Genomic DNA, 24094 nt, shown 5'->3' with positions numbered 1-24094 from the left:
TGGGGGGGGGTGGGGGCCCCGGGGCCCCCCACCCCTCACCTCTGCTCCCCTTCACGGAAAGGCGACATGTCAGCCACCACTGCCGCGACCGATGAACCCATCGTCGCCAAACGACGCGCCGGAGACATCTGGTTCTCTTCAGCCGCGCTGTTCGCGGGTTCCATGATCCTGGTCACGCTGGCCGCTGTCGCGATCTTCCTCATCGTGCAGTCCCTGCCCGCCTTCACGGCGACCAGCGAGGACGCATCGGTTCTGAAGACGAACTTCTGGGACTACGTCTGGCCCCTGCTCTTCGGAACCATCTGGGCGGCATTCCTCGCCCTGCTGATGGCGGTGCCCCTTTCACTGGGCGTTGCGCTGTTCATCACCCACTACGCACCGCGCCGCCTGGCGCAGACGCTCGGCTACATCGTGGACCTCCTCGCGGCGGTCCCGTCCGTGGTCTTCGGCCTCTGGGGCATCATCGTGCTCCCCGGGGCCGTTCAGCCCGTCTACTCGTGGCTCAACACCAACCTCAACTGGATTCCGCTCTTCAGCGGCGACGTCTCCAAGACGGGCAACACGATCCTCACCGCCGCCATGGTGCTCGCGGTCATGGTGGTCCCGATCATCACCGCGATCTGCCGCGAAATCTTCCTGCAGACCCCCAAGCTGCACGAGGAGGCCGCGCTGGCGTTGGGCGCCACGCGCTGGGAGATGGTCCGCATGGCCGTGCTCCCCTTCGGCCGCTCCGGAATCGTGTCCGCGTCCATGCTCGGCCTCGGCCGCGCACTGGGCGAGACCATGGCGGTCGCCATGGTGCTCTCCGCAACCGGAACGGTCTCCTTCCAGCTGCTGACCTCGCTCAACCCCTCGACGATCGCCGCGAACATCGCGCTGACGTTCCCGGAGGCGTACAAGGTGAACATCAACGTTCTCATCGCCACCGGCCTCATCCTCTTCGTCGTGACGTTCGCCGTCAACGCCGCTGCGCGCTGGCTCGTGAATCGTCGCAAGGAATTCTCGGGAGCGAACTGAGATGACCTCCACCATCGTCCCCCCGAGTGTTCCCACCGTGGCCGCTCCCGCCTCCGCGCCTCTCACCCGCGGTCAGCTTCCTCGCTGGGCCCCCTGGGCGCTCCTCGGCGGCCTGATCCTCGCTCTGGGCGCCGTCTTCGCCCTGGTTTCCGCTGCCAGCGGTGACTCCTTCAACGTGGCCGGCTGGCTCGTGCTCTCCGGTATCGCCTACGTCGTGCTGGTCACGGTGCTCTCGGGCATCGTCGAGGGCCGCCGCAAGGCCACCGACCGGCTCGTCCTCGCCCTCGTCACCGGCGCCTTCGTCATCGCGATGGTCCCGCTGGTCTCCGTGGCGTGGACCGTGATCGCCTACGGCGTCGCACGCTTCGACGTCATGTTCTTCTCGAACTCGATGAGAAACGTCGTCGGCGAGGGCGGTGGAGCGCTGCACGCCATCATCGGCACGCTGCTCATCACGCTCGGTGCCGCCGTGATCTCGATCCCGATCGGCCTGCTCACCTCGATCTACCTCGTGGAGTACGGTCAGGGCCGCAAGCTTGCCCGCGGCATCACGTTCCTGGTGGACGTCATGACGGGTATCCCCTCGATCGTCGCCGGTCTGTTCGCCTACGCGGTATTCGCCCTGATCTTCGGACCGGGCGTGCGCATGGGCATCATGGGCTCGGTCGCTCTCGCTGTGCTGATGATCCCGGTGGTCGTCCGCTCCAGCGAGGAGATGCTGCGCCTGGTTCCGAACGAGCTGCGCGAGGCCGCATACGCGCTGGGCGTCCCGAAGTGGCTGACGATCCTCAAGGTCGTGCTGCCTACGTCCATCGCCGGGATCACCACGGGCATCATGCTCGCCATCTCCCGCGTGATCGGTGAGACGGCGCCGCTGCTCATCACCGCCGGGTTCGCCGCGTCGATGAACTACAACCTGTTCGACGGGCGCATGCAGACCCTGCCGGTTTTCGTCTACACCGAGTGGGCCAACAAGGGAATCCCGCCCGAGGCCTACGTCGACCGTGCCTGGGCCGGCGCCCTCACACTGATCATCATCGTCATGGTGCTGAACCTCGTCGCGCGACTCGTCGCGAAGTTCTTCGCCCCCAAGACCGGCCGCTGAGCCGAAAGGAACATCGTGTCCAAGAGCATCGAGGTCAACGACCTGAACGTCTACTACGGCGACTTCCTCGCCGTGGAGGGCGTCTCCATCAACATCGAGCCGCGCACCGTGACCGCCTTCATCGGCCCGTCGGGCTGCGGCAAGTCCACCTTCCTGCGCACCCTGAACCGTATGCACGAGGTCATCCCCGGTGCACACGTGAAGGGCGAGGTCCTCCTCGACGGCAACAACCTGTACGGCCCCGGAGTGGACCCGGTGATGGTCCGTCGCCAGGTGGGCATGGTGTTCCAGCGCCCCAACCCGTTCCCCACGATGTCCATCAAGGAGAACGTGCTGGCGGGGGTCAAGCTGAACAACTCCCGGATGGCGAAGTCCGACCAGGACGCGCTCGTGGAGAAGTCGCTGCGCGGCGCCAACCTCTGGAATGAGGTCAAGGATCGCCTCGACAAGCCGGGCTCTGGCCTCTCCGGTGGTCAGCAGCAGCGTCTGTGCATCGCACGCGCGATCGCCGTCTCCCCGGATGTGATCCTGATGGACGAGCCCTGCTCCGCCCTCGACCCGATCTCCACGTTCGCGATCGAGGAGCTCATCAACGAGCTGAAGAACGACTACACCGTGGTCATCGTGACCCACAACATGCAGCAGGCCTCGCGGGTGAGCGACAAGACGGCGTTCTTCAACATCGCCGGCACCGGCAAGCCCGGCAAGCTCATCGAGTACGCCGACACCACGACGATCTTCACGACGCCGTCGGTTCAGGCCACCGAGGACTACGTCTCCGGCCGCTTCGGTTGATCAGCGCTCTCCGGACGGGGTCGGCTCTGCGGAGCCGGCCCCGTCCTCGTTTTCAGGTGCCGCTCCTTGCGGGGCGGCGTCCAGCGCGGGTGTCGCGACATGAGGACTGTTGCGTGGTTTCCGCACCCGGCAGGACGACATCTCCTCGTTTCGAGACAAGCCCAGCTCGTCGCCGAGTCGAGTCCCTCGTCCGCCCCACTGACAGCGCGTCAGACGCGGCGCAGGTGTCGCGAAACGAGGATCGTGTCGCGACACGAGGACCATTCCGCGGTTTCAGCCCAGGCCAGGACGACATCTCCTCGTTCGAAGACGGGCCGCGGCGGCCGGCGATCGCGCCGTGGGGCCAACAGGTCGGACGACCCGATTGAGGTTCGGGCGACCCGCCGATAGCCTGCGAGCATGTCGGTCCTGGAGAACATGCACCCGTCAACGAAGTCCTCGGCTCGCTCGCGGAGTACGGGCGCCAATGCTCTGATCGGAGTCGCGCTCGGCGTCGGGCTCTACCTCGGAGGCGGAGCCGTCGCGGCCCTGAGCTGGGTTCTCCCGGGTACCGTGTGGACTCTGGCGGGCGCAGCGGTGCTGTCACTGCTCTGGTTGCTGTGCCTCAGGGTGCTGCCTCACGCGCTGGTGTTCGCGGGTGTGGCCGCGGTCCTGCTGATGGCGATCTTCGCGATCATCGGACCCGGGCTGCCGGGCAGCGCGTGGAGTCCCGGAGGGTTCCTCCCGGCGACCTTGCTGATGGGTGCGACCAGTGCGTTCACCCTGACCTTCACGATCCTGTCGATCGGCGTCCCCCTGGTGACGGCCGCGCGCGGTCGGTCAACGACGGCAGGTTCCTGAAGGCGCGCGGGCCATCGCGCAGGCTCAGTGCGCCGGGGACCACCGCAGGGTCATCGATAGCGCCTCGGTTCCTCCGGCATCGGTGATCCGCTCCCCCGCCGCGAACTCACCGGGCGTACAGGTCCACGGCTCCACGCAGATCCCGCGCGGATCCTGTTCGTAAATCACCCACACCCGGGACTCGCTCTCGATGCCGAGCGTTCGTCCGTCGCGCCAGCGCAATTGCGGCATCCTGACCGCGCCGCGGTGAACGGCATCCCGGGGTGACTGCGGAGCATCGACCGACACCGTCTCGGTACCCTGCGCATCCGCGAGGATCAGCTCATCGAACTCCGAGACGAGCGTGGGCAGGCCGCCGTCGGGTTCGCGAGCGAACCACGGGTGAAATCCGAGTCCGACGGGAGCCGCCTGCGCCACGGTGACCTCGAGGCGGGCCTCCAGGCGGTCAGGGAACAGCCGGTACGTCTGCCGTGCGTCCCCGCGCCAGGGGCCCTCGGGGATACCGTGCCCGAACACGACCCGGTCGGCTGTCTGCTCGATCACGTCCCAGGTGCGCTCCAGCAGGAATCCGTGTGAGATCTTTCCCCGGCTGCGGCTCGGAAGGTCGATGCGATCGGCGCCGTTTCGGGCCACCCTCGACGGCACCGTGCCCGGCCATGGCGCGAGCGGGTAGTTCCCGCCGACCCATTCCCCGGTACCGGCGGCGCTGGGGTCGGCCGCGAGGAACTCCGCCCCGGCCACCGTCAGCGACAGCAGCGCTGCGCCATCGGTGGGAGTCAGGATTGCCCGGGCATCGCCGGCAGCGAGTTCGATCAGCTGCGTCATCAGTCGCGCGGTGAGAGCAGGTACGCGTTCATCTCGGCCGTCAGCTGGTCATCCACCGTCAGCGCGCTCTCGTCGACCGAGGTGATGGGTGCCGCCAGCCGGACGCTGGAGACGAGCCACGCCGCATCGGCCTCGGCCAGAGCCTCGGTGCGCAGGGTCTCGTAGCCGACCTCGAAGCCGCGTCCGGAGAGGTACTGGAACAGGCTGATCTGGGTGGTGCCATGCAAGATTCCGGCGCCCGGGGCCGGGGTCACGAAGCGCTCGCCGGTGCGGATCACGACGGATGCGGTGGGCGCCTCCAGCAGGACGCCGTCCGACGAGTGGAACACGGCATCATCGGCGCCGCGCTTGTGTGCCTCGCGGATGGCGGCCATGTTCACGGCATACGACAGGGTCTTCGCCCCGAGCAGAAGCCATGGCGCGCGCGCCGGTGCTTCGCTGTCGATGCCACGATCGAGCGTGACAACCGCGATCCCCTCGGTGCGGGCCTGGGTGTTGTCCGCGGCGGGCGCGAGGGTCACCCACGCCGTCGGCGTCGGGCCGTGCTCGACGCCCCGGCTGAGGATGAGTTTGATGACGTACTCACCGGCTCCGCTGTGCGACGCGGCGATGGCGATGGCTTCCCGCCACTGCGTGAGGTTCGGCGCCGGCAAGTCGCACAGCCGGGCCGAATGCTCCAGGCGCTCCAGATGCGGGCCGACCTCCTGCGCATGGCCGTCCACCACACCGATCGACTCGAAGATCCCGTCGCCGCGCTGGGTGCTGAGCTCCCCCACGGAAAGGGCCGGGGCGGACGGATCGGTCTCGGCGAATGTGTCGGAGAACCCGGAGCGGTGGTCATCGGCCGCGACCGGCCGGATGAGCAGTGCGAAACGCGTCATGTCCTGAGCCTAGTCCGGCGGGATTCGTCGACACGCGCATCGCCCGGACATGATAAAACCGGGCCGCAGAAACGCCTCTCGGCGCGAGGCCGCTCGGAGCGGCAAGTTTTGGAGCCCGGGGTTACTGCGGCCCGGCACTCGATCATAACGCGATCGCGGGCGAGGGTATTCCGGCCCGGGAAATCTCCGCCTTTGGCAGCAGCGGTCCGGGCGTGTCCTCACACGTACCCGACGTACCGAGCACGAATCTTGGCTGCGCGGACTCGCCCGCCGGTCGGGTGGGACGCTCGGCCGGTGACGCGTGCATCCGATGCAGTTTCAGACACTCACCTGACGCCGTGTGCATCGGGTGGGGGACGTGCTGCTCTGCGCTGGACGGGCGAAGCCAGATTTCGATGCGGAGCGTTCTGTTGCGTACCCTCGGCCGGCGAAGCCAGCGTCCGATGCGGAGCGTCCTGTTGCGTACCCTCGGCCGGCGAAGCCAGCGTCCGATGCGGGCCGTGCTGTTCCCGGCGCGCAACCGGCGTATCCGGGGTGGTCGGGGCCGCGCCGTCCCCCAGCTGTCAACCGGCGACGCGGGCGCCGCGCGGGCGACTGCTGACTCAGGTCAGGGTGCCGGCACGCCAGTGGGCCGCCGCAGCATCGAGGTCCGCGGCGAATGTGGACAGCCGCAGGGCCTTCGTCGTGAGAGCGGTGGACCGATCCGGTTCGGTGAGTTCATAGTCGTCCGCAAGGTGTGTCGCCCCGGATGCTTCGACACGGCTGAAGGACGCGGCGCGATTGAGGGCGACAGCGAAGTCGCCGTCGAACACTCCGCGGAGAATCGCATCGGCAAGCGCCACCATCTCATCGGGACCGGCCGGTGTCGGCGCTCCCGCGACGATCGGATCGGCAGATGCAAGCTCGTGGCGTCCGCGCTCGTAGATGATGCTCGATGTGTGAGCGTCCTCGTGCACCATCAGCTGCAACAGGTAGATCCTCCAGAGCGCGCCGGGAAGGCTGCGGGCCGGTGCCTGGGACCACAGCGACGCGATCGTGTCGATACCGTGCTCGGCGGTGAACGCCACCAGGCGCTCGACCACCTCCGCTTCCGGATCTTCGCGGACGCGGGCCAACAGCGCGTGCGCCGTCGAATGCGCCACACGAGAGGTGTCAGCCGGGTCATGTCCGCCGAAGATCGTGTCGAACATCGACGACGGCCGGCGCACCGGCTTATGGAACGACTCAGGCATCACTCCAGGGTACGCGCGGCTTCGGGGACGAGGGTGCACGTGCGCCGAATCCAGGACCAGGCGCCGAAAACATGAGACTTCTGCCGATATGGTCATGGACCCGGCGGATGATCCTGCACTCGCGCCCGGCCTGCTGCGGAGCGCGACGCCCCGACGAACCTCTAGAGTGGAAGGACGGGCCTCTAGCTCAGTTGGCAGAGCATCGGACTTTTAATCCGCGGGTCGTGGGTTCGAGCCCCACGGGGCCCACCGTGAGACATCGGCCGCCTCTGCGGCCACCGGCTTTCAGAGGATCAGTCCGCTGTTCCGGCTCCGTCACTCCACCGCTTCGTCGCTTCGTCCCTCCGGATGTGCGGTGCGGCTCATGGCACCGCTACGGTGTGATCATGACCGATGACCCGGCCGATGGGGTCCGCAGCGGCACTGCCCGCCGCATCGCGCTCCTCGTGCGTTTCATCGTCGAGCTCGCCCTCCTGGCGGGGGCCTTCGCGGGCGCATGGCGACTCACCACCGGCGGCTGGCAGTGGCCCACCGCAATCGCCGCGGTCATCGTCGTCGCGGTGACGTGGGCGTTGTTCCTCTCACCGAAGGCCGAGTACCGGCTTCCCGAACCCGCGCGCCTCGCGATCGAGGCAGCGCTCGTCACAGCGGTGGCCGTTCTGCTGGCGGCCGGCGGACTGACGGGTCTGTCCGTGGCCGGATTTCTGGTGTGGCTCGCCGATCGGATCGCGGTGTCCGTTCTGGATCCGCGCCGAACGCGCCCTGACGCTCGTCGGCGCTGAGAGCTACAGCCGGCGCGACATCTCCATCTCGTCGCCGATCGACGCGGTGAAACGAACGCCCGTGGCAGTGAATCCGGCCCTGCGGTACGCAGCCTGTGCGCGGTGGTTGTCGACGTGGACGTCCAGGAAGATCTCCGAGAGTCCTTCGGCGCGCGCCCACGCACCACAGATCGTCAGCAGATCGTCGATCACGCCCTCGCCACGAGCCACCGGGTCCACATAGACGCCGACGATGATCGCGCGGTCGGCCGGACGCAGCACACCGAACTCGTTCACCGACCCGGCTTGCTGGATCAGGACGGTGGCCGTGCCGATCCACTCACCCGCGCGTTCCGCAATGAACTGAGCCGCCGCGGAACTGCCCTCGGCAGCGTTTTCGGTGCGATCCTGCCAGAAGGAATCCGGCTCGGCACTGGATGCCTCCACCGTGCTGAGGAAGGCGACGGCGGCATCCGGGTCGGCAAGAGCGCGCAGTCGGAGCTCCTTCACACGCATCCATTCGTCGGCGCGCACCTGACGAACGGTGGTGATGATCTCCGACGGCTCCAGATCTGCGCCCGCGGCGGCCAGCTCGCTCAACGCCCGCGCGCTCGTCTCCGGTGAGACACCGGCGATCAAGTCGGTGAGCACCCGGACCTCGAATCCGGCGTGCACAGCATCGAGCGCGGAGGCACGCACGCAGTGGTCGGTGGCGATGCCGACCACATCGACCTCCGTCACGCCGTAAGAGGCGAGCAGTGCCGCGGTTCCGGTGCCATCCGCCGTCCTCCCCTGGAACATCGAATAGGCGGGAACTCCCTGACCTTTCAGGACGTGGTCCGTGATGGCGCTCGTGTCCAGCAACGGGTCGTAGTCAGCACCCGGAGTTCCCGCGACGCAGTGCACGGGCCAGGTGTCCACGAAGTCGGGCGTGCCGCTCGCGAAGTGTCCCCCGTTGTCGCCGTCGGGGTCATGCCAGTCCCGCGAGGCCACGATGCGGTCGTACTCGTCCGCATGCTCAGCGAGGAACGCCGTCACGCCTGCGGCCACGGCATCGCCTCCAGACACCGGCAGGGCGCCGCCCTCCGTGAAGTCGTTCTGGACGTCGACGATCAGAAGTGCTCGAGCCATAGAGTGAGCCTACGTGCTTCCAGCGGGCCGCATGTTCGCCGCAAGCACCAGTGGGATACCGCTCCACCCGGCTGTGGAAACTCGAAAACCCCCGGCAAACCGGGGGTTTTCTGTGGAGCCGCTTGTCGGAATCGAACCGACGACCTAGTCATTACGAGTGACTCGCTCTGCCGACTGAGCTAAAGCGGCGGGCCATGGATCAGCTTACAGCATGCGCGAGCGTGCTCTGAAACCGGCCAGACTCCGGGCGAGCCGGATCACTCGCAGCGCAGTCCGTCCTCCGGGGTGGTGCCGTCGATCAGATAGGACTCGACGGCGTCATCCACGCAGTTGTTCCCCTTGCCGTAGCCGGTGTGTCCCTCACCCACACGAGTGATGAGCACGCCTTCAGCGAGCTGATCCGCCAGGTTCACGGACCACTGGTACGGCGTCGCGGGGTCGTTGGTGGTTCCGATGACGACGATGGGTCCCGTTCCCTCGGCCGCGATGGGGGCGCGCACGCCGGTCGGGGCCACGGGCCAGGAACCGCAGGTGTTCGGCCCGTCCCAGAAGTCGGCGATGGTCGGCGCTTCCGCACGCAGACGCTCCTCGGCCGCGGCGCTGTCCGCGTCGCCCTCATCCGGGTAGTCCATGCAGTTGTATGCGGTGAACGCCTCGGTGGAGTTGTCCTCGTAGTCGCCCGGACCCACACGGCCGTTGTAGAAGTCGGCCAGCGACATCGCGACGCTGCCGTCGCCCTCCAGCGCACCGGACAGTGCCTGCGTCAGATAGCTCCAGTTGTCCTGGTTGTACATGGCGGCCGAAATCGCGGTCATCAGCGAGCTGCCGTCGAGAGTGCGGGTGTCGCTGGTCGGCAGCGGGGATGCGTCGACCGTGTGCATCAGCGTCGACAGGTCCGTGAGCGCCTGGTCCACGTCGCCGGTGAACGGGCACTCGCGTGTGGTGATGCAGTCGGACATGTATGCCCGCAGCGCGGACTCGAATCCGGCGGCCTGGGTCAGGCCGACGTCCGTCCCCGAGACGCTCGGGTCGATGGCGCCGTCGAGCACGAGACGGCCGGCCCGCTGCGGGAACTGCTGTGCATAGCTGGCACCGAGGAATGTGCCGTACGAGTAGCCGAGGTAGTTCAGCTTCTCGTCGCCGAGCACGCCGCGGAGGATGTCGAGATCGTTCGCCGCGTTCACCGTGGTGATGTAGGGAAGAAGGCCGTCGGAGTTCTCGGCGCAGGCGTCGGCGAAGGCCTGACCGCGCGCGTCCATCTCCGTGCGTCGTTCGTCACTGCCGAGGGCACCGGTGTACGGGTCATACAGGAAGGCGTCCTTCTCGGTGCCGCTGAGGCACGACACGGCTGTGGACTCCCCGACGCCTCGGGGATCGAAACCGATGATGTCGTAGTTCTCACGCAGCGGCTTGCCCACGGCGAAGCTCAGCGAGTCGCGGATGAGGGCGACACCGCTCGCGCCCGGTCCTCCGGGGTTGGTCAACAGGGAGCCCTGGCGCTTGCCCATGGCGACGCTGCGGATCACCGACAGCTCGATGGTGCGCTCCTCGGGGTGCGCGTAATCGAGCGGGACCTCCACGGTCGTGCACTGGAAGGTCGTGTTGCAGATCTTCCAGTCCAGTTCCTGCGTGTAGAACGGCACCAGGTTCTCGGGCACACCCTCCGTCGAAGCGGGAACGTTCTGATAGATCTCCCCCGCCCCCTTCGGGATCTGGGAGTACAGACAGGCGCTGAGGGTGAGTGAGGTCGTGACCAGCAGCGCGATCGCTGCCACTCCCCGTCGCAGCAGCGAGGTCTTCATGGTGTCCTTCCGGTTCCTACCGTGATGAGCAGGCTTTCGATGGCGAGTACGGGTGCCGCGTTCTGCTGGAGCGCCTCACGGGTGGCGGTGATGGCATCCAGCACGGCGAGCGTGCGCTGTGGCGTCCACTGTTCGGTCCGGGCGCGCGCGTCCGCGGCGAGTTCGACGTTGATCAGCCCGTCCGTGCGCCCGAACTGCATCATGGCCACGTCACGGAACAGGGACTGCATGTCGGTGAGCACGCGGTCCAGGCCGTCTCGCAGGCTACGAGTGGCCCGGCGTTTCTGCTCGTCTTCGAGTGCGTTCAGCTGTGATCGGACGGCCGGAGGAATCGCCGCGCCCTCGACGATGCCGACCGTGCGCAGCAGCGTGGCACGCTCCGCCTCATCGCGTGCCGCGGTGAGCGCCTTCGCGTCCTCGGTGGCGGCCTGGACGATCTGCGCCGCGACCTCGATCACATCGCCGATGGATCGCACCGCCAGCACCCCGCGCAGCGTGGATTCACGACGACGCCGTGACGCCTCATCCGTGGCGAGACGCTGGGCCATGCCGATGTGACGTTGGGCGTGCCGGGCCGACTGCTCGGCGATCTCGGCGGAAACTCCGGTGCGGGCCTGGATGAGGCGGGCCACGTCTTCGACCTCGGGCTCCCGCAGGCGCAGCGTCCGCACACGCGAGCGGATCGTGGGAAGCAGGTCCGCCTCCGAGGGGGCGCACAGCACCCACACCGTCACGGCGGGCGGCTCTTCGAGGGCCTTGAGGAGCACATTCGAGGTGCGCTCGGTCATGCGGTCGGCGTCCTCCACCACGATCACGCGATGACGGCCGGCCGACGGCGCGAGATAACTGCGCTCCACCAGGGCGCGCGCGTCCTTGATGGAGATGATCACACCCTCGGTGCGCAGCGCCGACAGGTCCGGGTGGGTGCGCGCCATGACCTGACGCATCGCATGGTGATCCCCCGGGGCGGCGATCAGCGACGCCGCGAAGGCGTACGCGAGCGTCGAACGACCAGAGCCCGGAGGGCCCGTGATGAGCCAGGCATGCGTCATGCTGGCCGGATCGGCCGCAGCGGCACGAAGCGTCTCGACGGCATCGTCCTGCCCCCAGACGTCGCCCCAGGGAACTTCCCGGGTGTCGGGGGTGTTCACCGTCTGCATGGTTTCAGCCTAGCGGGGGCCTCCCCCACTGCCTGAGTGGTCAGTGCAGGCGCGCTTCGACGGCGAGGCGGATCCGCTCGGCGATCTCCGCCACCGAACCCGCGGCGTCCACGACGAGGAATCGATCGGGCTCCGCGTCAGCAAGTGCCAGATAGGCGTCGCGCACGCGCGCGTGGAAGGAGTCCCCCTCCGCTTCCAGACGGTCGAACGGCTTGTCCGCGGCGTCCAGACGAGCACGGGCGGTGGCCTCATCGATATCGAGCAGGATCGTGAGATCGGGCAGCGCGCCGTCGGTGGCCCACAGCGAGAGATTGCGCACCTCGTCCGCGTCGAGCACCCGTCCCGCCCCCTGATAGGCGACGGACGAGTCCAGGTAGCGATCCTGCAGCACAACGTCACCGCGTTCCCGGGCAGGACGCACGACCGTGGCGACATGGTGGGCACGATCGGCCGCATACAGCAGCGCCTCGGCACGAGGGACGATATCGCCGCGATGGTGCAGCACGATGTCGCGGATCAGCTGCCCGACCTCGGTGCCCCCCGGTTCGCGGGTGCGCACGACGGTACGCCCCCGCTCCTCGAGCCAGGTGGTCAACAGCTCGGACTGCGTGGTCTTTCCGGACCCGTCTCCGCCCTCGACCGTGATCCAGAGGCCGTGAGGAGTGCTCACTCCGCCGCGTCCGTCGTCTTCTTCGCGGCCGGCTTGCGCGTCGTCGCCGGCTTCTTCGCGGCCGCCGACTTCGTCGCCGTCGCCGTGGTTGCGGCCGTCTTCTTCGCCGTGGCGGACTTCGTCGCCGTCGTCTTCGTCGCGGTCGTCTTCGTCGCGGTCGTCTTCGTCGCGGTCGACTTCGTCGCGGTCGACTTCGTCGCGGCCGTCTTCTTCGCTGCGGTGGTGGTCTTCTTCGCCGCCGTCTTGCGCTTGGGGGCCGGGCCCTTCGCGCGTTTGTCGGCAAGCATCTGCACCGCGATCTCGAAGGTGATGTCGTCCGGCGTCTGGCCGCGCGGGATCGTCACGTTGGTCTCGCCGTCGGTGACATACGCTCCGAAGCGACCGTCGCGAATGCGGATCGGCTTCCCGCTGACGGGGTCGGCTTCGAACTCCTTCAACGCGCTGCTCGCGCGTCGGGCGCCGTACTTCGGCTGGGCGTAAAGCTCCAGCGCCTCCGGCAGCGTGATCTCGAAGATCTGCGACTCGGTCTGCAGGGATCGGGAGTCTGCCCCCTTCTTCAGGTACGGCCCGAACCGGCCGTTCTGAGCGGTGATCTCCTCCTCCGTCGCCGGGTCGACGCCCACAACGCGCGGAAGATCGAGAAGCTGCAGCGCCGTGGCGAGGTCGATCGTGTCGACCGACATCGACTTGAACAGCGACGCCGTGCGCGGCTTCGGTTCCTCCGCCTTCTTGGTGCGGCGCTTGGGCTTTTCCTCCACCTCGCCGGTCGCCTCGTTCACGTCCTCGTCGGACGGCGGGTCGATCTCCTGCACGTAGGGCCCGAACCGGCCGTCCTTGACGACGATCAGCTTGCCGTTGGCGGGGTTCTCGCCGAGAACGCGGTCGCCCGCGACCGGTGCCTCGATGAGCTCCTGCGCCTTGGCGGCTGTCAGCTCATCCGGGGCGAGGTCCTCGGGGATGTTGACGATCCGCGGCTTCGCGTCAGGCGCTGCAGGGTCCGTGACCTCCAGGTACGGTCCGTAGCGCCCGAAGCGCAGCGTGGCGTTGTCGGTGATCCGCGTGGCGTTCAGGGCGCGCGCATCGATCTCACCGACATTGTCGACGATATTGCGAAGACCGGTGTGCTCGTCCGAGCCGAAGTAGAACTCCTTCAGCCAATCGGCACGGTGCTGCTCCCCGCGAGCGATCGCGTCGAGGTCGTCCTCGAGGGCTGCCGTGAAGTCGTAGTCCACCAGCTCCGAGAAGTTCTCCTCCAGGAGGCGCACGACGCTGAAGGCCATCCAGCTCGGAACCAGGGCCTGGCCGCGCTTGCTGACGTAGCCTCGGTCGATGATCGTGTCGATGATGCTGGCGAACGTGGAGGGCCGGCCGATGCCTCGCTCTTCGAGCGCCTTGACCAGCGATGCCTCGGTGTAACGCGGCTTCGGGTTGGTGCGGTGGTCCTTGGCCTCGACCTCGGAGACGTCGACGGACGACCCCACCGCGAGCGCGGGAAGGGACTGGTCGGCGGCGGCGTCGGAGTCGCGGCGACGCTCGTCCTTACCCTCTTCATACGCCTCGAGGAATCCCTTGAAGGTGTACACGGTGCCCGACGCGGTGAACTCTGCCGTCTGGCCGGACGCCGCGACGGCGATCGTGACCGTGGTGGTCTCGAACTTCGCGTCGGACATCTGGCTGGCGACCGTGCGCTTCCAGATGAGGTCGTACAGTCGCAGCTCGTCGCGGTCGAGAGCAGATGAGACGGACGCCGGCGTGCGGAAGTGCTCGCCCGAGGGACGGATGGCCTCGTGCGCCTCCTGCGCGTTCTTCGACTTCGACTTGTAGAGGCGCGGCTTGAGCGGCACGGCCTTCTCACCGTAGAGCGACACGGCCTGCTCGCGCGCGGCGGTGATCGCCTGCGAGCTCAGCGCGACCGAGTCGGTACGCATATAGGTGATGTATCCCTTCTCGTAGAGGCGCTGCGCGGTGGACATCGCGATTTTCGCCGTCATCGAGAGTTTGCGTCCCGCCTCCTGCTGGAGCGTGGACGTCGTGAAGGGCGCGTAGGGGCTCCGGGTGCCGGGCTTCGCCTCGACCTTGGTGACCTCGCCGGTGCCTGCGGCCGTGATCGCGGCTGCGAGAGTGGTGGCAGCTGCCTCGTCGAGAACGACGACCGCCTTCTTCAGCTCACCCTTGTCGTCGAAGTCGGCACCTCGCGCGAGGGGGGCGCCGTCGAGGCGGACGAGGCGGATGCCGAATGCGGCACCAGCTGCCGAGGCTTCCGCCTCCACGTCCCAGTACGCCGCGGAGACGAACGCCATGCGCTCGCGCTCGCGGTCGACCACCATACGTGTGGCCGCTGACTGGACACGACCGGCCGACAGACCCGGCTGAACCTTGTACCAGAGGACGGGGCTGACGTCCCACCCATAGAGGCGGTCAAGAATCCTGCGGGTCTCCTGGGCGTCGACCAGCGCGGTGTCCAGCTCGCGGGTGTTGCCCACCGCTGCCTGGATCGCGTCCTTCGTGATCTCGTGGAAGACCATCCGCTTGACGGGGACCTTGGGCTTCAGGGTCTCCAGCAGATGCCACGCGATGGCCTCGCCTTCGCGGTCTTCATCGGTGGCGAGCAGGAGCTCGTCGGCATTCTTCAGCGCTCGCTTGAGCTCACTGACGGTCTTGGTCTTGCGCTCCGAGACGACGTACAGCGGGTCGAAGTCGTTGTCGACGTCGATGGAGTACTTTCCGTACGCCGCCTTCTTGTCGGCGGGAATGCTCTTCTTGTCGGCGAGGTCGCGGATGTGCCCCACCGAGGACAGCACCTCGTAGTCGTCGCCCAGGTACCCCTGGATCGACTTCATCTTCGTCGGGGACTCGACGATGACGAGCTTCTTGCCGTTTGCCACGGAGCGTCCTTTCTTCGACAGCACACCATACACGCCGTTTTCGCGGCGGTGGCTGTGACGCACATGATCGGGTCCCGCGGCGGAGGGAGCTCCGTGTGCGGGTCGGGAGCCGGATCGGGGCGCTGTCCGCGCGATGATCGGGGCTGATCCACCAGCCTACGGCCTGTTCATGAGGGTTCGGTGCACGCACCGGCCCTGGTGCGTGTCAGGGCGGGGGTTCGGTGCACGCACCGGCCGGGCGCGTGTCAGGGTGGGGGTCCCGCTCGCGCGACAGCGCGCGCCGCAAACGCTCCGCTGCGCGCACTGACTGCGACCGTCGCGGTGGTGCCGGCGATGACACAGCTCTCCAGCGCCGCACCGTTGGACGCCGCCGCCTCACCGGCCCGCACGCAGGCGTCTCCCGAGAGAACGCCCGTCAGCGTGTCGGCGGCCGCGAGCGCCGCAGCGTCGGCGGCGCTCGCGGTGCGCTGGGACAGCACCGCTCCTTCGCCGAGCACCACGGCCCCCGTCACCAGGGTTGCCGCAACGACGAGCACGCCGACCGCGGTGGCAACGCCGGACATGGGCATCTCCTCTCCGGGCGGTGAAACGCCCCGTTCGTTCCTCAGAGCCCGCCGGACAGCGCACAGGCGCGAGCGGCGATCGTGATCGTGGTCGCGCCGAACAACCGCACGGGCGCGGAGGCGCTCATGCACACCCGTTCCCCCTCCGACGCCGACTCGGTGTGCGCCTGCGGCACCGCGTCCGTGACGGCGCGCGCCACCCGCCCGGCGTCTTCGCCCCTGGCCAGCAGACGTGCCGCGTCGGCGACGGCATCCTGAAGGAGGACGCGCTGGGCTTGTGCCGCTACCGCGCCGATCGCGAGGGCGAGCACAAGCAGGACGGCGGGCAGCGTCACGGCGAACTCCGCCGCGACGCCGCCGCGTTCGTCACACCGCAGACCGCCGCGCGGCGAGGCCACGGTGCGCCGGATCACGGTACGGAGAGCGCGCGATGCACGAGATCGGTGAGGATGCCGCGCACCTCGTCGGACCTCATGATCGCCACCAGCATTCCGGCGAAGGCCACGGCCGCCATCGTCGCGATCGCATACTCCGCTGTCGCTGCCCCCTCCTCGTCGTTCAGAAAGGTGCGCAGCAGCCCGGATCTGCTCCCCCCTCCTGCCTCCGGGAGGGCGCCGCGTTGCACCGCCGCAGCGAGCTGGCGGCCGGAGCGCCGCATGGCCGCCGCTCTCATCAAGGTGTTCATCTCTTCTCCTGTTTCTGGGCACGAAATTTGGTCGGGGCACGTCGTAGGCAAACCGGTGGCACGGTTCGACGTCGAGTGAGGAGCGGTGGTTGCGGAGCGAGAGGCCGGTCATCACCACACCACCGGCGTCGTGGCGAGCACGCTGAGGATCATGGGGGCGACCCCAAGAAGGAAGAAGGCAGGAAGGGTGCACACCCCGAGGGGCAACAGAAGCCTGCTGCCCAGCTGGGCGGCCGCGATTCGCCCGTGGGTGCGAGCACCCTGGCGCTCATCCGCAGCCGCAGCGCGGAGGAGCTCGGCGGCCGGCACCCCGGCGACGCGCGACAGTTCCAGCACCCGTGCGGTGGTGCCCGGATCTCCCCCCGGATCGGCGTCTTCGACCAGCGCGGAGGCGCGCGATGCGGATGCTCCGCCGGACAGCGCGATCGCTGTGAACTCGGCCCGCAGCCCGGGCGTCTCGGCGCGACGTGACGCGGACCGGATCAGACGAGCGGACCACCAGCGCCCGAGAAGCATCATCCCAGCACCCGCGATGACGCTGGCGGCTCCGACGGGTGTTCCGAGGACCACCCCGACCACGTCGAATCCGAGCGCTGCCCCCAGCAGCAGGCCGGCGGCGGGAAGCCACGTCATGATGCGCGCCGTCATCGCCGGTTCCGCGAGCGCGATGGCAACATCATCGGCGGCCTCAGCGGCATCACGGGCGGCACCCGCGATCGATCGCAGACTGTCGGCAAGCGGCGCACCCACCTCCGCGGCGATCCGCCACGCACCCGCGATGGACCGCCACGGCCCACCCTCCTGTTCGACAGCGTCGGCGATACGCTGCCCGCTCCCCATGCGGGCGACGATGGACGCGGCGGGGCCGCCGTCGACCTCTGCGATGAAGTGCCAGGCGCGTTCGGGTGCTATCCCGGCGCGGAGCAACACCGCCAGTCGCTGCGCCGTCTCCGCGACCGCCCGACGCTCCTCGGCCCGATACCGCTCAGCTCGACGCATCGGTGGCGCTCCTCGTACCGGCAGGTACCGCGGGCTCGGGGACGAAGCTCCATGCGCCGCCGCCTCGACGATCAGGCTGCGATGCGCGAGGTGCCGGCGTAGGCCCGCTGGGGCTCACGCCCTCGGCGGCATGTGCCGGAGCCGGACTCGCCTCCCACCCCTCGACGAGCCGTGTCCACTGCGCGTCCAGCTCGGCGGGAGTGAGCGCGGTAACTGTGCGCGATGCGCGTTGGGCCCGCATGCTCTGCTCGCTCCACGTTCGGCCATCGTCCCGGGAGCCGTCCTCACCCTGGGCGCCGAGAGCGTCCGGCGCCCGGTCACCACCGCGGCGATGGCGCTCCTCTCGCAAACGGCGATCGTCCCGCCAGCCGGGATCGCGTCGCGGGTTGTGACCGTCACGCCGGAGCGCTTCCCCTCGCGCCCGGCCGCCATCCTGTGGACGGTGACCGGTCTGCGCACTGTGATCGCCCGGCCGAGCGTGATCCTCAGACGCGACCGCTCCCGAGGGGCTGCCCGCTGACGAATTCGCCTGCCGCGGCACGCCGAGGCGTTCTCGCCACTGGTCGAACGTCGGCAGAACCGTGGGAAGCCCACCGCGGACGGGCCTCTCCGCGGTGGGTGGCGGAGAGCTCGGACGTACGGGGTCATCGGCGGACCCGCGCTGCGTTCGCCGACGAAGCGTCGCCGGGAACGCCTCGTTCACCTCGGCGATCGGGCGGGGAGCACCAGGCGGATTCTCTGCCGCCGTGTGTTCCGGCAGCAGACCTGCATCGACGACCGCGATCGGCTGCTCCTCGCCGTCCGGGGTGAACGGCGATCGGGCGACGGCCGCGAGCGCGTGTCCGCCATCGGAGAGTGCGCGAGGAATCCACAACGGACGGCCGCGCTGCGTGTCCGGACTGTCAACTGCCGCGGACTCCCGGTGCGGCACAAATCCGCTCGTCATGACACCTTCCCCGTCTCCGGGGGCCGCAGAGTCGGAGACGAGGCCATCGTCCGGCACCGCGACCGGCGCCGCCGCCGATGCGGCTCCTGCCGAGCCGCCGCGTGCCTGCCGCCGTGACCGGCGCGTCGGCGGCACCTCCGCGGTCTGAGGGACATCCTTCGGCACCACGAACAGGCGACCGTCGACGATACGGAACTCCCCCACCGCGGCAACGTGGCGCCGGCCGGCATCGTCCCGCTCCAGATGGATGACGAACTCAATGGCGCTCGTCACCTGCCGGGCGAGCGTGGTCTCATCGAGCCCGGCCAGCGCGCCCAGCGCCTCCAATCGCGTGGCCACGTCGGCCAGGCTGTTGGCGTGCACCGTGCCGGCGCCCCCGTCGTGGCCGGTGTTGAGTGCACTGAGCAGTTCGCGTACCTCGGCGCCGCGGCATTCGCCGATGACCAGACGATCGGGCTTCATCCGTAGCGCCTCACGCACCAGGCGGGCAAGGCCGACCTCCCCGGCGCCCTCCAGGTTCGCCTGGCGCGACTCGAGTGCGACGTGATGCGGATGATCCAGCGCAATCTCCGCGACGTCTTCGATCGTCACGATGCGCTCGGTGGGCGCAGCCTCGCCGAGGAGCGCGGACAGCAAGGTGGTCTTGCCTGCGCCGGCCGCCCCGCTGACCAGCAGGTTCGCGCGCCGCGACACGGCTTCGCGCAACATGGCCTCCAGAGGGCGATCGATCATGCCCTGCGCGACGAGCGTGGCGAGGGTCGTCGCGGCGAAGCGGGGAATGCGTATGGAGAGCGTCGTACCCGCGGTGGCGATCGGCGCCAGCACGGCGTGAACACGAATCCCGCCACGCAGCCGGACGTCGACGCACGGGTGCGCGTCATCCACGTGGCGACCGCCTTGCGCGATCAGTTCGCATGCCAGCTCGCGCACCTCGCGCTCGGAAGCCGTCCACCCCGCAACAGGTTCCGTACCGGACCCGCGGTCGATGAACATCCCCCGTGATCCGTTCACGAACACGTCGGTGACGAGCGGGTCTTCCAGCTGGGCGCGAAACGGCGCGAGCGCATCTTCGATGGCGGGCGCGTGCGTTCTCGACGCCGGTGCGATGACGAATCCAGATCCCATGCCGAGAGCGTAGGCAGGGCGTTCCGAGGGCGACGGGAATAGTCCCTCGACCGGGAGAACTCCCTCGCGGGACACTCCTGGGGAGAGACAGAAGAAAGGTGGCATCCCGTGGGGGAACAGGATGCCACCTGATGCGATGACCGCCCTTGGGGGGTGCGGCGGTCTCGCCGATGCCAGAATCGATTGATCGGCCAGCACCGATCTTACGCATCGGGCGGCGTAGAGCACAAGCCATGTTCGGACCCCTCACAAACCCCCGTGCACTACCCCTTTCCGGCAGTAGTCTGGGCTCTCGGGGCGAAGTAGATTCGCCACAGCCGCGATGGAGCGGCCTTCGTCATTTCATCGCAAAGGAGCATGCGCATGAGCAGTCAGATCGATCACCTGCTGAACGAGTCACGACGATTCCCGCCGACACCCGAGTTCACCGCACAGGCCAACGCCACGGCGGACCTCTATGACGAGGCTGCCGACCGCGAGGCCTTCTGGGCGCAGCAGGCACGCGATCTGATCACCTGGCACACTCCTTTCACCGAGGTGCTGGACTGGTCCAACCCGCCGTTCGCGAAATGGTTCGGCGATGGAAAGCTGAACGTGGCGTACAACTGCCTCGACCGCCACATCGAAGCCGGCAACGGCGACCGTGTCGCGCTGCTCTGGGAGGGCGAGCCGGGCGACTCCCGGGCCGTCACGTACGCGGAGCTCACCGACACGGTCAAGCGCATGGCCAATGTTCTCGAGGGCCTGGGCGTCACCCAGGGTGACCGTGTGGCCATCTACATGCCGATGATCCCCGAAGCGACCGCGGCGATGCTCGCGTGTGCTCGCATCGGCGCGATCCACTCGGTCGTGTTCGGCGGCTTCTCGGTGGACAGCCTGCGTTCTCGCATCGATGACGCCGGCGCGAAGGTGGTCATCACCGCAGACGGCGGCTACCGCAAGGGTCGGGTGTCGTCTCTGAAGCCAGCCGTGGACCAGGCCCTCGCCGACCGCAACGGCGAAGGCGCACAGGCCACCGTGGAGCACGTGATCGTCGTTCGCCGTGGTGAGAACGAGATCGATTGGGACGCCGAGCGCGACATCTGGTGGCACGAGGCGGTCGAAGCAGCCAGCCCGGAGCACGAGGCCCAGGGCTTCGACGCCGAATCGCCGCTGTTCATCCTCTACACCTCGGGTACCACCGGCAAGCCCAAGGGCATCGTCCACACCTCCGGCGGCTACATCACCCAGGCCGCCTACACCAACCGCATCGTCCACGATCTTCACCCGGAGACGGATGTCTACTGGTGCACCGCAGACATCGGGTGGGTCACCGGCCACACCTATGTCACGTACGGACCACTTGCGAACGGCGCGACCCAGGTGATGTACGAAGGCACCCCCGACGCACCCCACCCCGGACGCTGGTGGGAGATTATCCAGAAGTACGGCGTGACGATCCTGTACGCGGCACCGACCGCCGTGCGCTCGTTCATGAAGACCGGCCGCCAGATCCCGGAACAGTACGATCTCTCCTCCATCCGCCTGCTGGGGTCGGTGGGTGAGCCCATCAACCCTGAGGCGTGGATGTGGTACCGCGACGTCATCGGCGGCGGGTCCGCGCCGATCGTCGACACGTGGTGGCAGACCGAGACCGGCGCCATCATGATCAGCCCGCTTCCCGGCGTGACCGAGCTCACCCCCGGTTCGGCGCAGATCCCGGTCCCCGGTATCGACGTGGCGATCGTCGACGAGAGCGGCAACCCGGTGGAGGACGGCAACGGCGGCCTGCTTGTGATCACGCGCCCCTGGCCGAGCATGCTCCGCGGCATCTGGGGCGACCCGGATCGCTACGTGGAGACCTACTGGCGGATGTTCGCCGACAAGGGCTACTACTTCGCCGGTGACGGCGCGCGCAAGGACGAGGACGGTGACATCTGGCTGCTGGGGCGCGTGGACGACGTGATGAACGTGTCCGGCCACCGCCTGTCCACCGCCGAGATCGAGTCCGCTCTGGTCGCTCACGAGGCGACGGCGGAAGCCGCGGTGGTGGGGGCGAACGACGAGACCACCGGCCAGGCCGTCGTCGCGTTCGTGATCATCAAGGAGAACTACCTCAAGACGCACCAGGTCGACGGGCTCGCCGACACCCTGCGGCTGTGGGTGGGACAGCAGATCGGCCCGATCGCGCGGCCCCGCGACGTCTACATCGTGGGTGAGCTGCCCAAGACGCGTTCCGGCAAGATCATGCGTCGTCTGCTGCGTGATGTGGCCGAAGGGCGCGAGGTCGGCGACACCACGACGCTCGCCGACACCGCCGTGATGAGCGTGATCTCAAAGCAGGTCAAGTAGTCACGACGCAGACCCGAGGGCCCGATCGTTCCCGCTCCGGAACGGTCGGGCCCTCGTCCGTGCCACGGCGCACCGGAAGCTGACACCGTACGCGGGGCGGAAGAACGGGTTGTGAGCGGATTTGGCGGTCATCCATACTGGGCTTCAACCCGACTGATGCTTCACCTCCCCTCCCCCGAAAGGTGCATCATGCTTCCTCGCCGTCCCCGCGGCCTGTCCTCCCCCACCCCTTCACCGCGATTCGTCCGCGCCGCGCGCGTCAGCGGTACCGCTCTGGCCACGGCGGGTCTGCTGCTGGCGGGTCTGCCTGCCGCAGCTGTCGCCACCGCCACGACCGCCACGACCACCACCGTGGCCACCACCACCGTGGCCGTCCGCGTCACCATCGCGGACGGATCCGCCGATGCACCCCTGGCCGGGGTGCGTGTGAGTGTGCAGCGTGCCGAGGGCGATGGCACCGTCCTCGTCACCGGCGTCACCGGTCCCACCGGCGAGGTGGGGCTGGCCGTGACGGGCGAACCCACGAGCTACATCGCCGAAGCGGTCTGGCCCGGTGCGCGCGGCGATCTCGAGCAGTCGTCGGCGCGCGCGGAGTTCTTTCTGAGCGACGACGCCTCCACCGACATCTCCCTGAACGGTCCGTTCAACCGGGTGACGGGATCGCTCACCGCCTCGATCGACGGTGGCTACCTCGCCGATTTCTCCGGCGCATCGGTCGCGGTCCGAGCCGGTGAGGTCGTCGTGCAGCGGGTGCCGGTGCAGGCCGATGGCTCGTTCCAGACCGGGGCTCTGCCGACCAGCAGCGACGCGGACTACGCCGTGGCGTTCGAGCCGCCCACCGGATACCTGCTGGCGGACGAGCAGCCGTCCGTGAACAGCGCCTTCGCGCTGCCGCGCGAGCTCACCGATCCGCTTCGTCTCGAGCGCTCGTTCGCTCTCGTGTCGATGTCCACGCCCGAGCCCACACCCACGAGCACCCCCACGCCCACGAGCACGCCGGAACCCACGCGGACGCCGGAACCCACGCGGACGCCGGAACCCACGAGCACGCCGGAACCCACGCCGACGCCGGAACCCACGAGCACGCCGGAACCCACGCCGACGCCGGAACCCACGAGCACGCCGGAACCCACGCCGACGCCGGAACCGACGGCCACGCCCACCGGCACGCCGGAACCCACCCCCACGCCGGAACCCACGGCCTCCCCCGAGCCCACGGCGACCCCCACAGCGACCCCCACTCCGGAGCCCACGGTGACGCCGACATCCACCCCCACCCCGGAACCGACGTCCTCGCCCCGGCCGACGGCGACGCCCCGGCCCACTCCTCTGCCTACGGCGCCCGTCGTGAGCGTCCCCGGTGCGACAGACCTCACGAGCCTGCTGGCGAACGCGAACGGTGCGCAGTTCGAGGAGATCATTCGGATGATCCAGAACGAACGTCCCACCGTGGTCTTCGGTGATCCGGGAGAGGTGCTCGGCGTCGCCTGGCAGCCGAACCTCGGCCCGGCCACTCTGGCGCCGATCCTGAACCCCCTCATCACCCAGACCCCGGGCATGAGTCTCGGCGGCCAGCCCCTGGCCGCGATGGACCTGGAAACCATGCTGCAGGCGGTCCAGAACAGCCGTGCTTCCCTTCTCGATCAGCAGCTGGCGGATCAGATCACGGCGATCCGTGATGCGAACGCACGGATCACCGCGTACAACGCGCTGCTGACCGCGGCCAACCGGTTCGCCGCTTCCAGTACGGATGAGGCGTTCGCGGCCGTCGTGGAGGCTGCTCGTGCCGCAGCGGTCGATGACCGATTCCTCCACGTGCCGGCTGCCGAGCGCGCCGCAGCGCTGAACGGTCTCATCAGCACCGTGAAGGGGAAGATGGACTCCACCGCGAGCAGCCAGCAGATGGAGGCGCTGCGCCTGCAGACGCTGACCAACAAGCGCAACGAGTCCTTCGACCTGATGACGGACTTCATGAAGAAGATGCAGGACGAGCGCTCCCGCATCCTCGCGAGCATGCGCTCCGAGCCGGTGGACGTGGGGACGCTGCAGTGGGACCGCGGAGCGATCACGGGCACGCTCGACCTCAGCGATGTGCCCGCGGGTGAGCACCACCTCGTCCTCGGCTTCGCGGACGCGGGTGTCACCGTGATCTCCGAGGCGACGATCGGTCGCGCGCCCCTGCCCGCCACGGGGGTGGCACCGACCGCGGCGCCTGCCATCGGGGCCGGTCTCCTGCTACTGGGCGTGCTGAGCATGTGCGCACCGACGCTACGCAGCGCGCGCCGCCGCGCGCACTGACGCCACCGCCGTCGAAGCCCGTCGCACCGTTTTGGTGCGACGG

At 68.6% G+C, this 24094-nt stretch carries 20 protein-coding genes, 2 tRNA genes and 1 pseudogene; 8 read left to right on the top strand and 15 right to left on the bottom strand.

Annotated features, from left to right (window positions below; all coding sequences use genetic code 11):
* Window positions 1–66 precede the first annotated feature (66 nt).
* The 4 genes from pstC to LQ566_RS11670 all read left to right on the top strand — a co-directional run bounded on the left by pstC (window position 67) and on the right by LQ566_RS11670 (window position 3757).
* Window positions 67–1017: a phosphate ABC transporter permease subunit PstC gene (gene pstC, locus LQ566_RS11685; RefSeq protein WP_231091871.1), complete on the top strand. Its 951-nt coding sequence runs from the start codon at window positions 67–69 to the stop codon at window positions 1015–1017.
* 1 nt (window position 1018) lies between these two features.
* Window positions 1019–2122, top strand: a complete 1104-nt coding sequence (gene pstA, locus LQ566_RS11680) for a phosphate ABC transporter permease PstA (protein WP_231091870.1) — start codon at window positions 1019–1021, stop codon at window positions 2120–2122.
* 15 nt (window positions 2123–2137) lie between these two features.
* Window positions 2138–2917: a phosphate ABC transporter ATP-binding protein PstB gene (gene pstB / locus LQ566_RS11675; RefSeq protein WP_231091869.1), complete on the top strand. Its 780-nt coding sequence runs from the start codon at window positions 2138–2140 to the stop codon at window positions 2915–2917.
* 399 nt (window positions 2918–3316) lie between these two features.
* Window positions 3317–3757, top strand: a complete 441-nt coding sequence (locus LQ566_RS11670; RefSeq protein ID WP_231091868.1) for a hypothetical protein — start codon at window positions 3317–3319, stop codon at window positions 3755–3757.
* Between the two features lie 24 nt (window positions 3758–3781).
* Here LQ566_RS11670 and LQ566_RS11665 read toward each other — a convergent pair whose 3' ends face one another.
* The 3 genes from LQ566_RS11665 to LQ566_RS11655 all read right to left on the bottom strand — a co-directional run bounded on the left by LQ566_RS11665 (window position 3782) and on the right by LQ566_RS11655 (window position 6695).
* Window positions 3782–4582 (bottom strand): aldose epimerase family protein, encoded by an 801-nt coding sequence (locus LQ566_RS11665; protein WP_231091867.1) that lies wholly within the window; start codon window positions 4580–4582, stop codon window positions 3782–3784.
* Window positions 4582–5463 carry an aminodeoxychorismate lyase gene (locus LQ566_RS11660; RefSeq protein ID WP_231091866.1) on the bottom strand — a complete coding sequence of 294 codons (882 nt, stop codon included), beginning with the start codon at window positions 5461–5463 and terminating at the stop codon, window positions 4582–4584. Before LQ566_RS11660 ends, LQ566_RS11665 begins: the two co-directional genes overlap by 1 nt.
* A gap of 602 nt (window positions 5464–6065) precedes the next feature.
* A complete protein-coding gene (locus tag LQ566_RS11655; protein WP_231091865.1) occupies window positions 6066–6695 on the bottom strand; it encodes a DNA-directed RNA polymerase subunit beta in 630 nt (209 codons plus the stop codon).
* Window positions 6696–6871: 176 nt separating this feature from the next.
* Here LQ566_RS11655 and LQ566_RS11650 point away from each other — a divergent pair.
* Window positions 6872–6944: transfer RNA gene (locus LQ566_RS11650), tRNA-Lys, on the top strand.
* Between the two features lie 137 nt (window positions 6945–7081).
* Window positions 7082–7477: a YrdB family protein gene (locus tag LQ566_RS11645; RefSeq protein WP_231091864.1), complete on the top strand. Its 396-nt coding sequence runs from the start codon at window positions 7082–7084 to the stop codon at window positions 7475–7477.
* Between the two features lie 3 nt (window positions 7478–7480).
* Here the strand turns inward: LQ566_RS11645 and LQ566_RS11640 are convergent, their stop codons facing one another.
* The 12 genes and pseudogenes from LQ566_RS11640 to LQ566_RS17680 form a co-directional block, all read right to left on the bottom strand.
* Window positions 7481–7972, bottom strand: a complete 492-nt coding sequence (locus LQ566_RS11640) for a GNAT family N-acetyltransferase (RefSeq protein WP_231091889.1) — start codon at window positions 7970–7972, stop codon at window positions 7481–7483.
* Between the two features lie 51 nt (window positions 7973–8023).
* Window positions 8024–8587: pseudogene (locus LQ566_RS11635) on the bottom strand (isochorismatase family protein); the annotation flags it as partial.
* 113 nt (window positions 8588–8700) lie between these two features.
* Window positions 8701–8776: transfer RNA gene (locus LQ566_RS11630), tRNA-Thr, on the bottom strand.
* A 68-nt stretch (window positions 8777–8844) separates the two neighbouring features.
* A complete protein-coding gene (locus LQ566_RS11625; protein ID WP_231091863.1) occupies window positions 8845–10389 on the bottom strand; it encodes an alpha/beta hydrolase in 1545 nt (514 codons plus the stop codon).
* Window positions 10386–11549: a DNA polymerase III subunit delta' gene (locus tag LQ566_RS11620; protein ID WP_231091862.1), complete on the bottom strand. Its 1164-nt coding sequence runs from the start codon at window positions 11547–11549 to the stop codon at window positions 10386–10388. The genes LQ566_RS11625 and LQ566_RS11620 overlap by 4 nt, the downstream gene beginning before the upstream one ends.
* Before the next feature lie 40 nt (window positions 11550–11589).
* Window positions 11590–12219: a dTMP kinase gene (tmk, locus tag LQ566_RS11615; RefSeq protein ID WP_231091861.1), complete on the bottom strand. Its 630-nt coding sequence runs from the start codon at window positions 12217–12219 to the stop codon at window positions 11590–11592.
* Complete coding sequence (topA, locus tag LQ566_RS11610) at window positions 12216–15104, bottom strand: type I DNA topoisomerase (protein WP_231091860.1); 2889 nt, start codon at window positions 15102–15104, stop codon at window positions 12216–12218. The genes tmk and topA overlap by 4 nt, the downstream gene beginning before the upstream one ends.
* A gap of 245 nt (window positions 15105–15349) precedes the next feature.
* Complete coding sequence (locus tag LQ566_RS11605) at window positions 15350–15667, bottom strand: helicase (protein ID WP_231091859.1); 318 nt, start codon at window positions 15665–15667, stop codon at window positions 15350–15352.
* A 41-nt stretch (window positions 15668–15708) separates the two neighbouring features.
* Window positions 15709–16080, bottom strand: a complete 372-nt coding sequence (locus LQ566_RS11600; RefSeq protein WP_231091858.1) for a TadE family type IV pilus minor pilin — start codon at window positions 16078–16080, stop codon at window positions 15709–15711.
* Entirely contained in the window at window positions 16077–16244 is a 168-nt protein-coding gene (locus tag LQ566_RS11595) for a DUF4244 domain-containing protein (RefSeq protein ID WP_231091888.1), read from the bottom strand. Before LQ566_RS11595 ends, LQ566_RS11600 begins: the two co-directional genes overlap by 4 nt.
* Before the next feature lie 219 nt (window positions 16245–16463).
* The gene (locus LQ566_RS11590; RefSeq protein WP_231091857.1) at window positions 16464–17351 is read right to left on the bottom strand and encodes a type II secretion system F family protein; all 888 of its coding nucleotides are present in this window, start codon (window positions 17349–17351) and stop codon (window positions 16464–16466) included.
* A complete protein-coding gene (locus LQ566_RS17680) occupies window positions 17338–19422 on the bottom strand; it encodes a TadA family conjugal transfer-associated ATPase (RefSeq protein WP_308070892.1) in 2085 nt (694 codons plus the stop codon). Before LQ566_RS17680 ends, LQ566_RS11590 begins: the two co-directional genes overlap by 14 nt.
* 363 nt (window positions 19423–19785) lie before the next feature.
* On the opposite strand from LQ566_RS17680, the gene acs reads away from it, so the two are divergent.
* Window positions 19786–21753, top strand: coding sequence for an acetate--CoA ligase (gene acs / locus LQ566_RS11580; protein ID WP_231091856.1), 1968 nt, complete (start codon window positions 19786–19788; stop codon window positions 21751–21753).
* Between the two features lie 189 nt (window positions 21754–21942).
* Window positions 21943–24051 (top strand): hypothetical protein, encoded by a 2109-nt coding sequence (locus tag LQ566_RS11575; protein ID WP_231091855.1) that lies wholly within the window; start codon window positions 21943–21945, stop codon window positions 24049–24051.
* Window positions 24052–24094 lie beyond the last annotated feature (43 nt).

Origin of the sequence: Microbacterium nymphoidis (genome assembly GCF_021044885.1) — a bacterium.
Lineage (GTDB): Bacteria > Actinomycetota > Actinomycetes > Actinomycetales > Microbacteriaceae > Microbacterium > Microbacterium nymphoidis.
The sequence above is the reverse complement of the archived record's forward strand: the minus strand, read 5'-3'. Positions and strand labels throughout refer to the sequence as shown.

Coding starts and splice junctions, on each gene's coding strand:
- LQ566_RS17680 (WP_308070892.1), bottom strand. CDS start 19,422: ATGGGATCTGGATTCGTCATCGCACCGGCGTCGAGAACGCACGCGCCC.
- acs (WP_231091856.1), top strand. CDS start 19,786: ATGAGCAGTCAGATCGATCACCTGCTGAACGAGTCACGACGATTCCCG.
- LQ566_RS11625 (WP_231091863.1), bottom strand. CDS start 10,389: ATGAAGACCTCGCTGCTGCGACGGGGAGTGGCAGCGATCGCGCTGCTG.
- LQ566_RS11655 (WP_231091865.1), bottom strand. CDS start 6,695: ATGCCTGAGTCGTTCCATAAGCCGGTGCGCCGGCCGTCGTCGATGTTC.
- LQ566_RS11620 (WP_231091862.1), bottom strand. CDS start 11,549: ATGCAGACGGTGAACACCCCCGACACCCGGGAAGTTCCCTGGGGCGAC.
- LQ566_RS11590 (WP_231091857.1), bottom strand. CDS start 17,351: ATGCGTCGAGCTGAGCGGTATCGGGCCGAGGAGCGTCGGGCGGTCGCG.
- LQ566_RS11605 (WP_231091859.1), bottom strand. CDS start 15,667: ATGTCCGGCGTTGCCACCGCGGTCGGCGTGCTCGTCGTTGCGGCAACC.
- LQ566_RS11665 (WP_231091867.1), bottom strand. CDS start 4,582: ATGACGCAGCTGATCGAACTCGCTGCCGGCGATGCCCGGGCAATCCTG.
- LQ566_RS11575 (WP_231091855.1), top strand. CDS start 21,943: ATGCTTCCTCGCCGTCCCCGCGGCCTGTCCTCCCCCACCCCTTCACCG.
- LQ566_RS11640 (WP_231091889.1), bottom strand. CDS start 7,972: ATGCGTGTGAAGGAGCTCCGACTGCGCGCTCTTGCCGACCCGGATGCC.
- LQ566_RS11645 (WP_231091864.1), top strand. CDS start 7,082: ATGACCGATGACCCGGCCGATGGGGTCCGCAGCGGCACTGCCCGCCGC.
- pstC (WP_231091871.1), top strand. CDS start 67: ATGTCAGCCACCACTGCCGCGACCGATGAACCCATCGTCGCCAAACGA.
- pstA (WP_231091870.1), top strand. CDS start 1,019: ATGACCTCCACCATCGTCCCCCCGAGTGTTCCCACCGTGGCCGCTCCC.
- LQ566_RS11660 (WP_231091866.1), bottom strand. CDS start 5,463: ATGACGCGTTTCGCACTGCTCATCCGGCCGGTCGCGGCCGATGACCAC.
- LQ566_RS11670 (WP_231091868.1), top strand. CDS start 3,317: ATGTCGGTCCTGGAGAACATGCACCCGTCAACGAAGTCCTCGGCTCGC.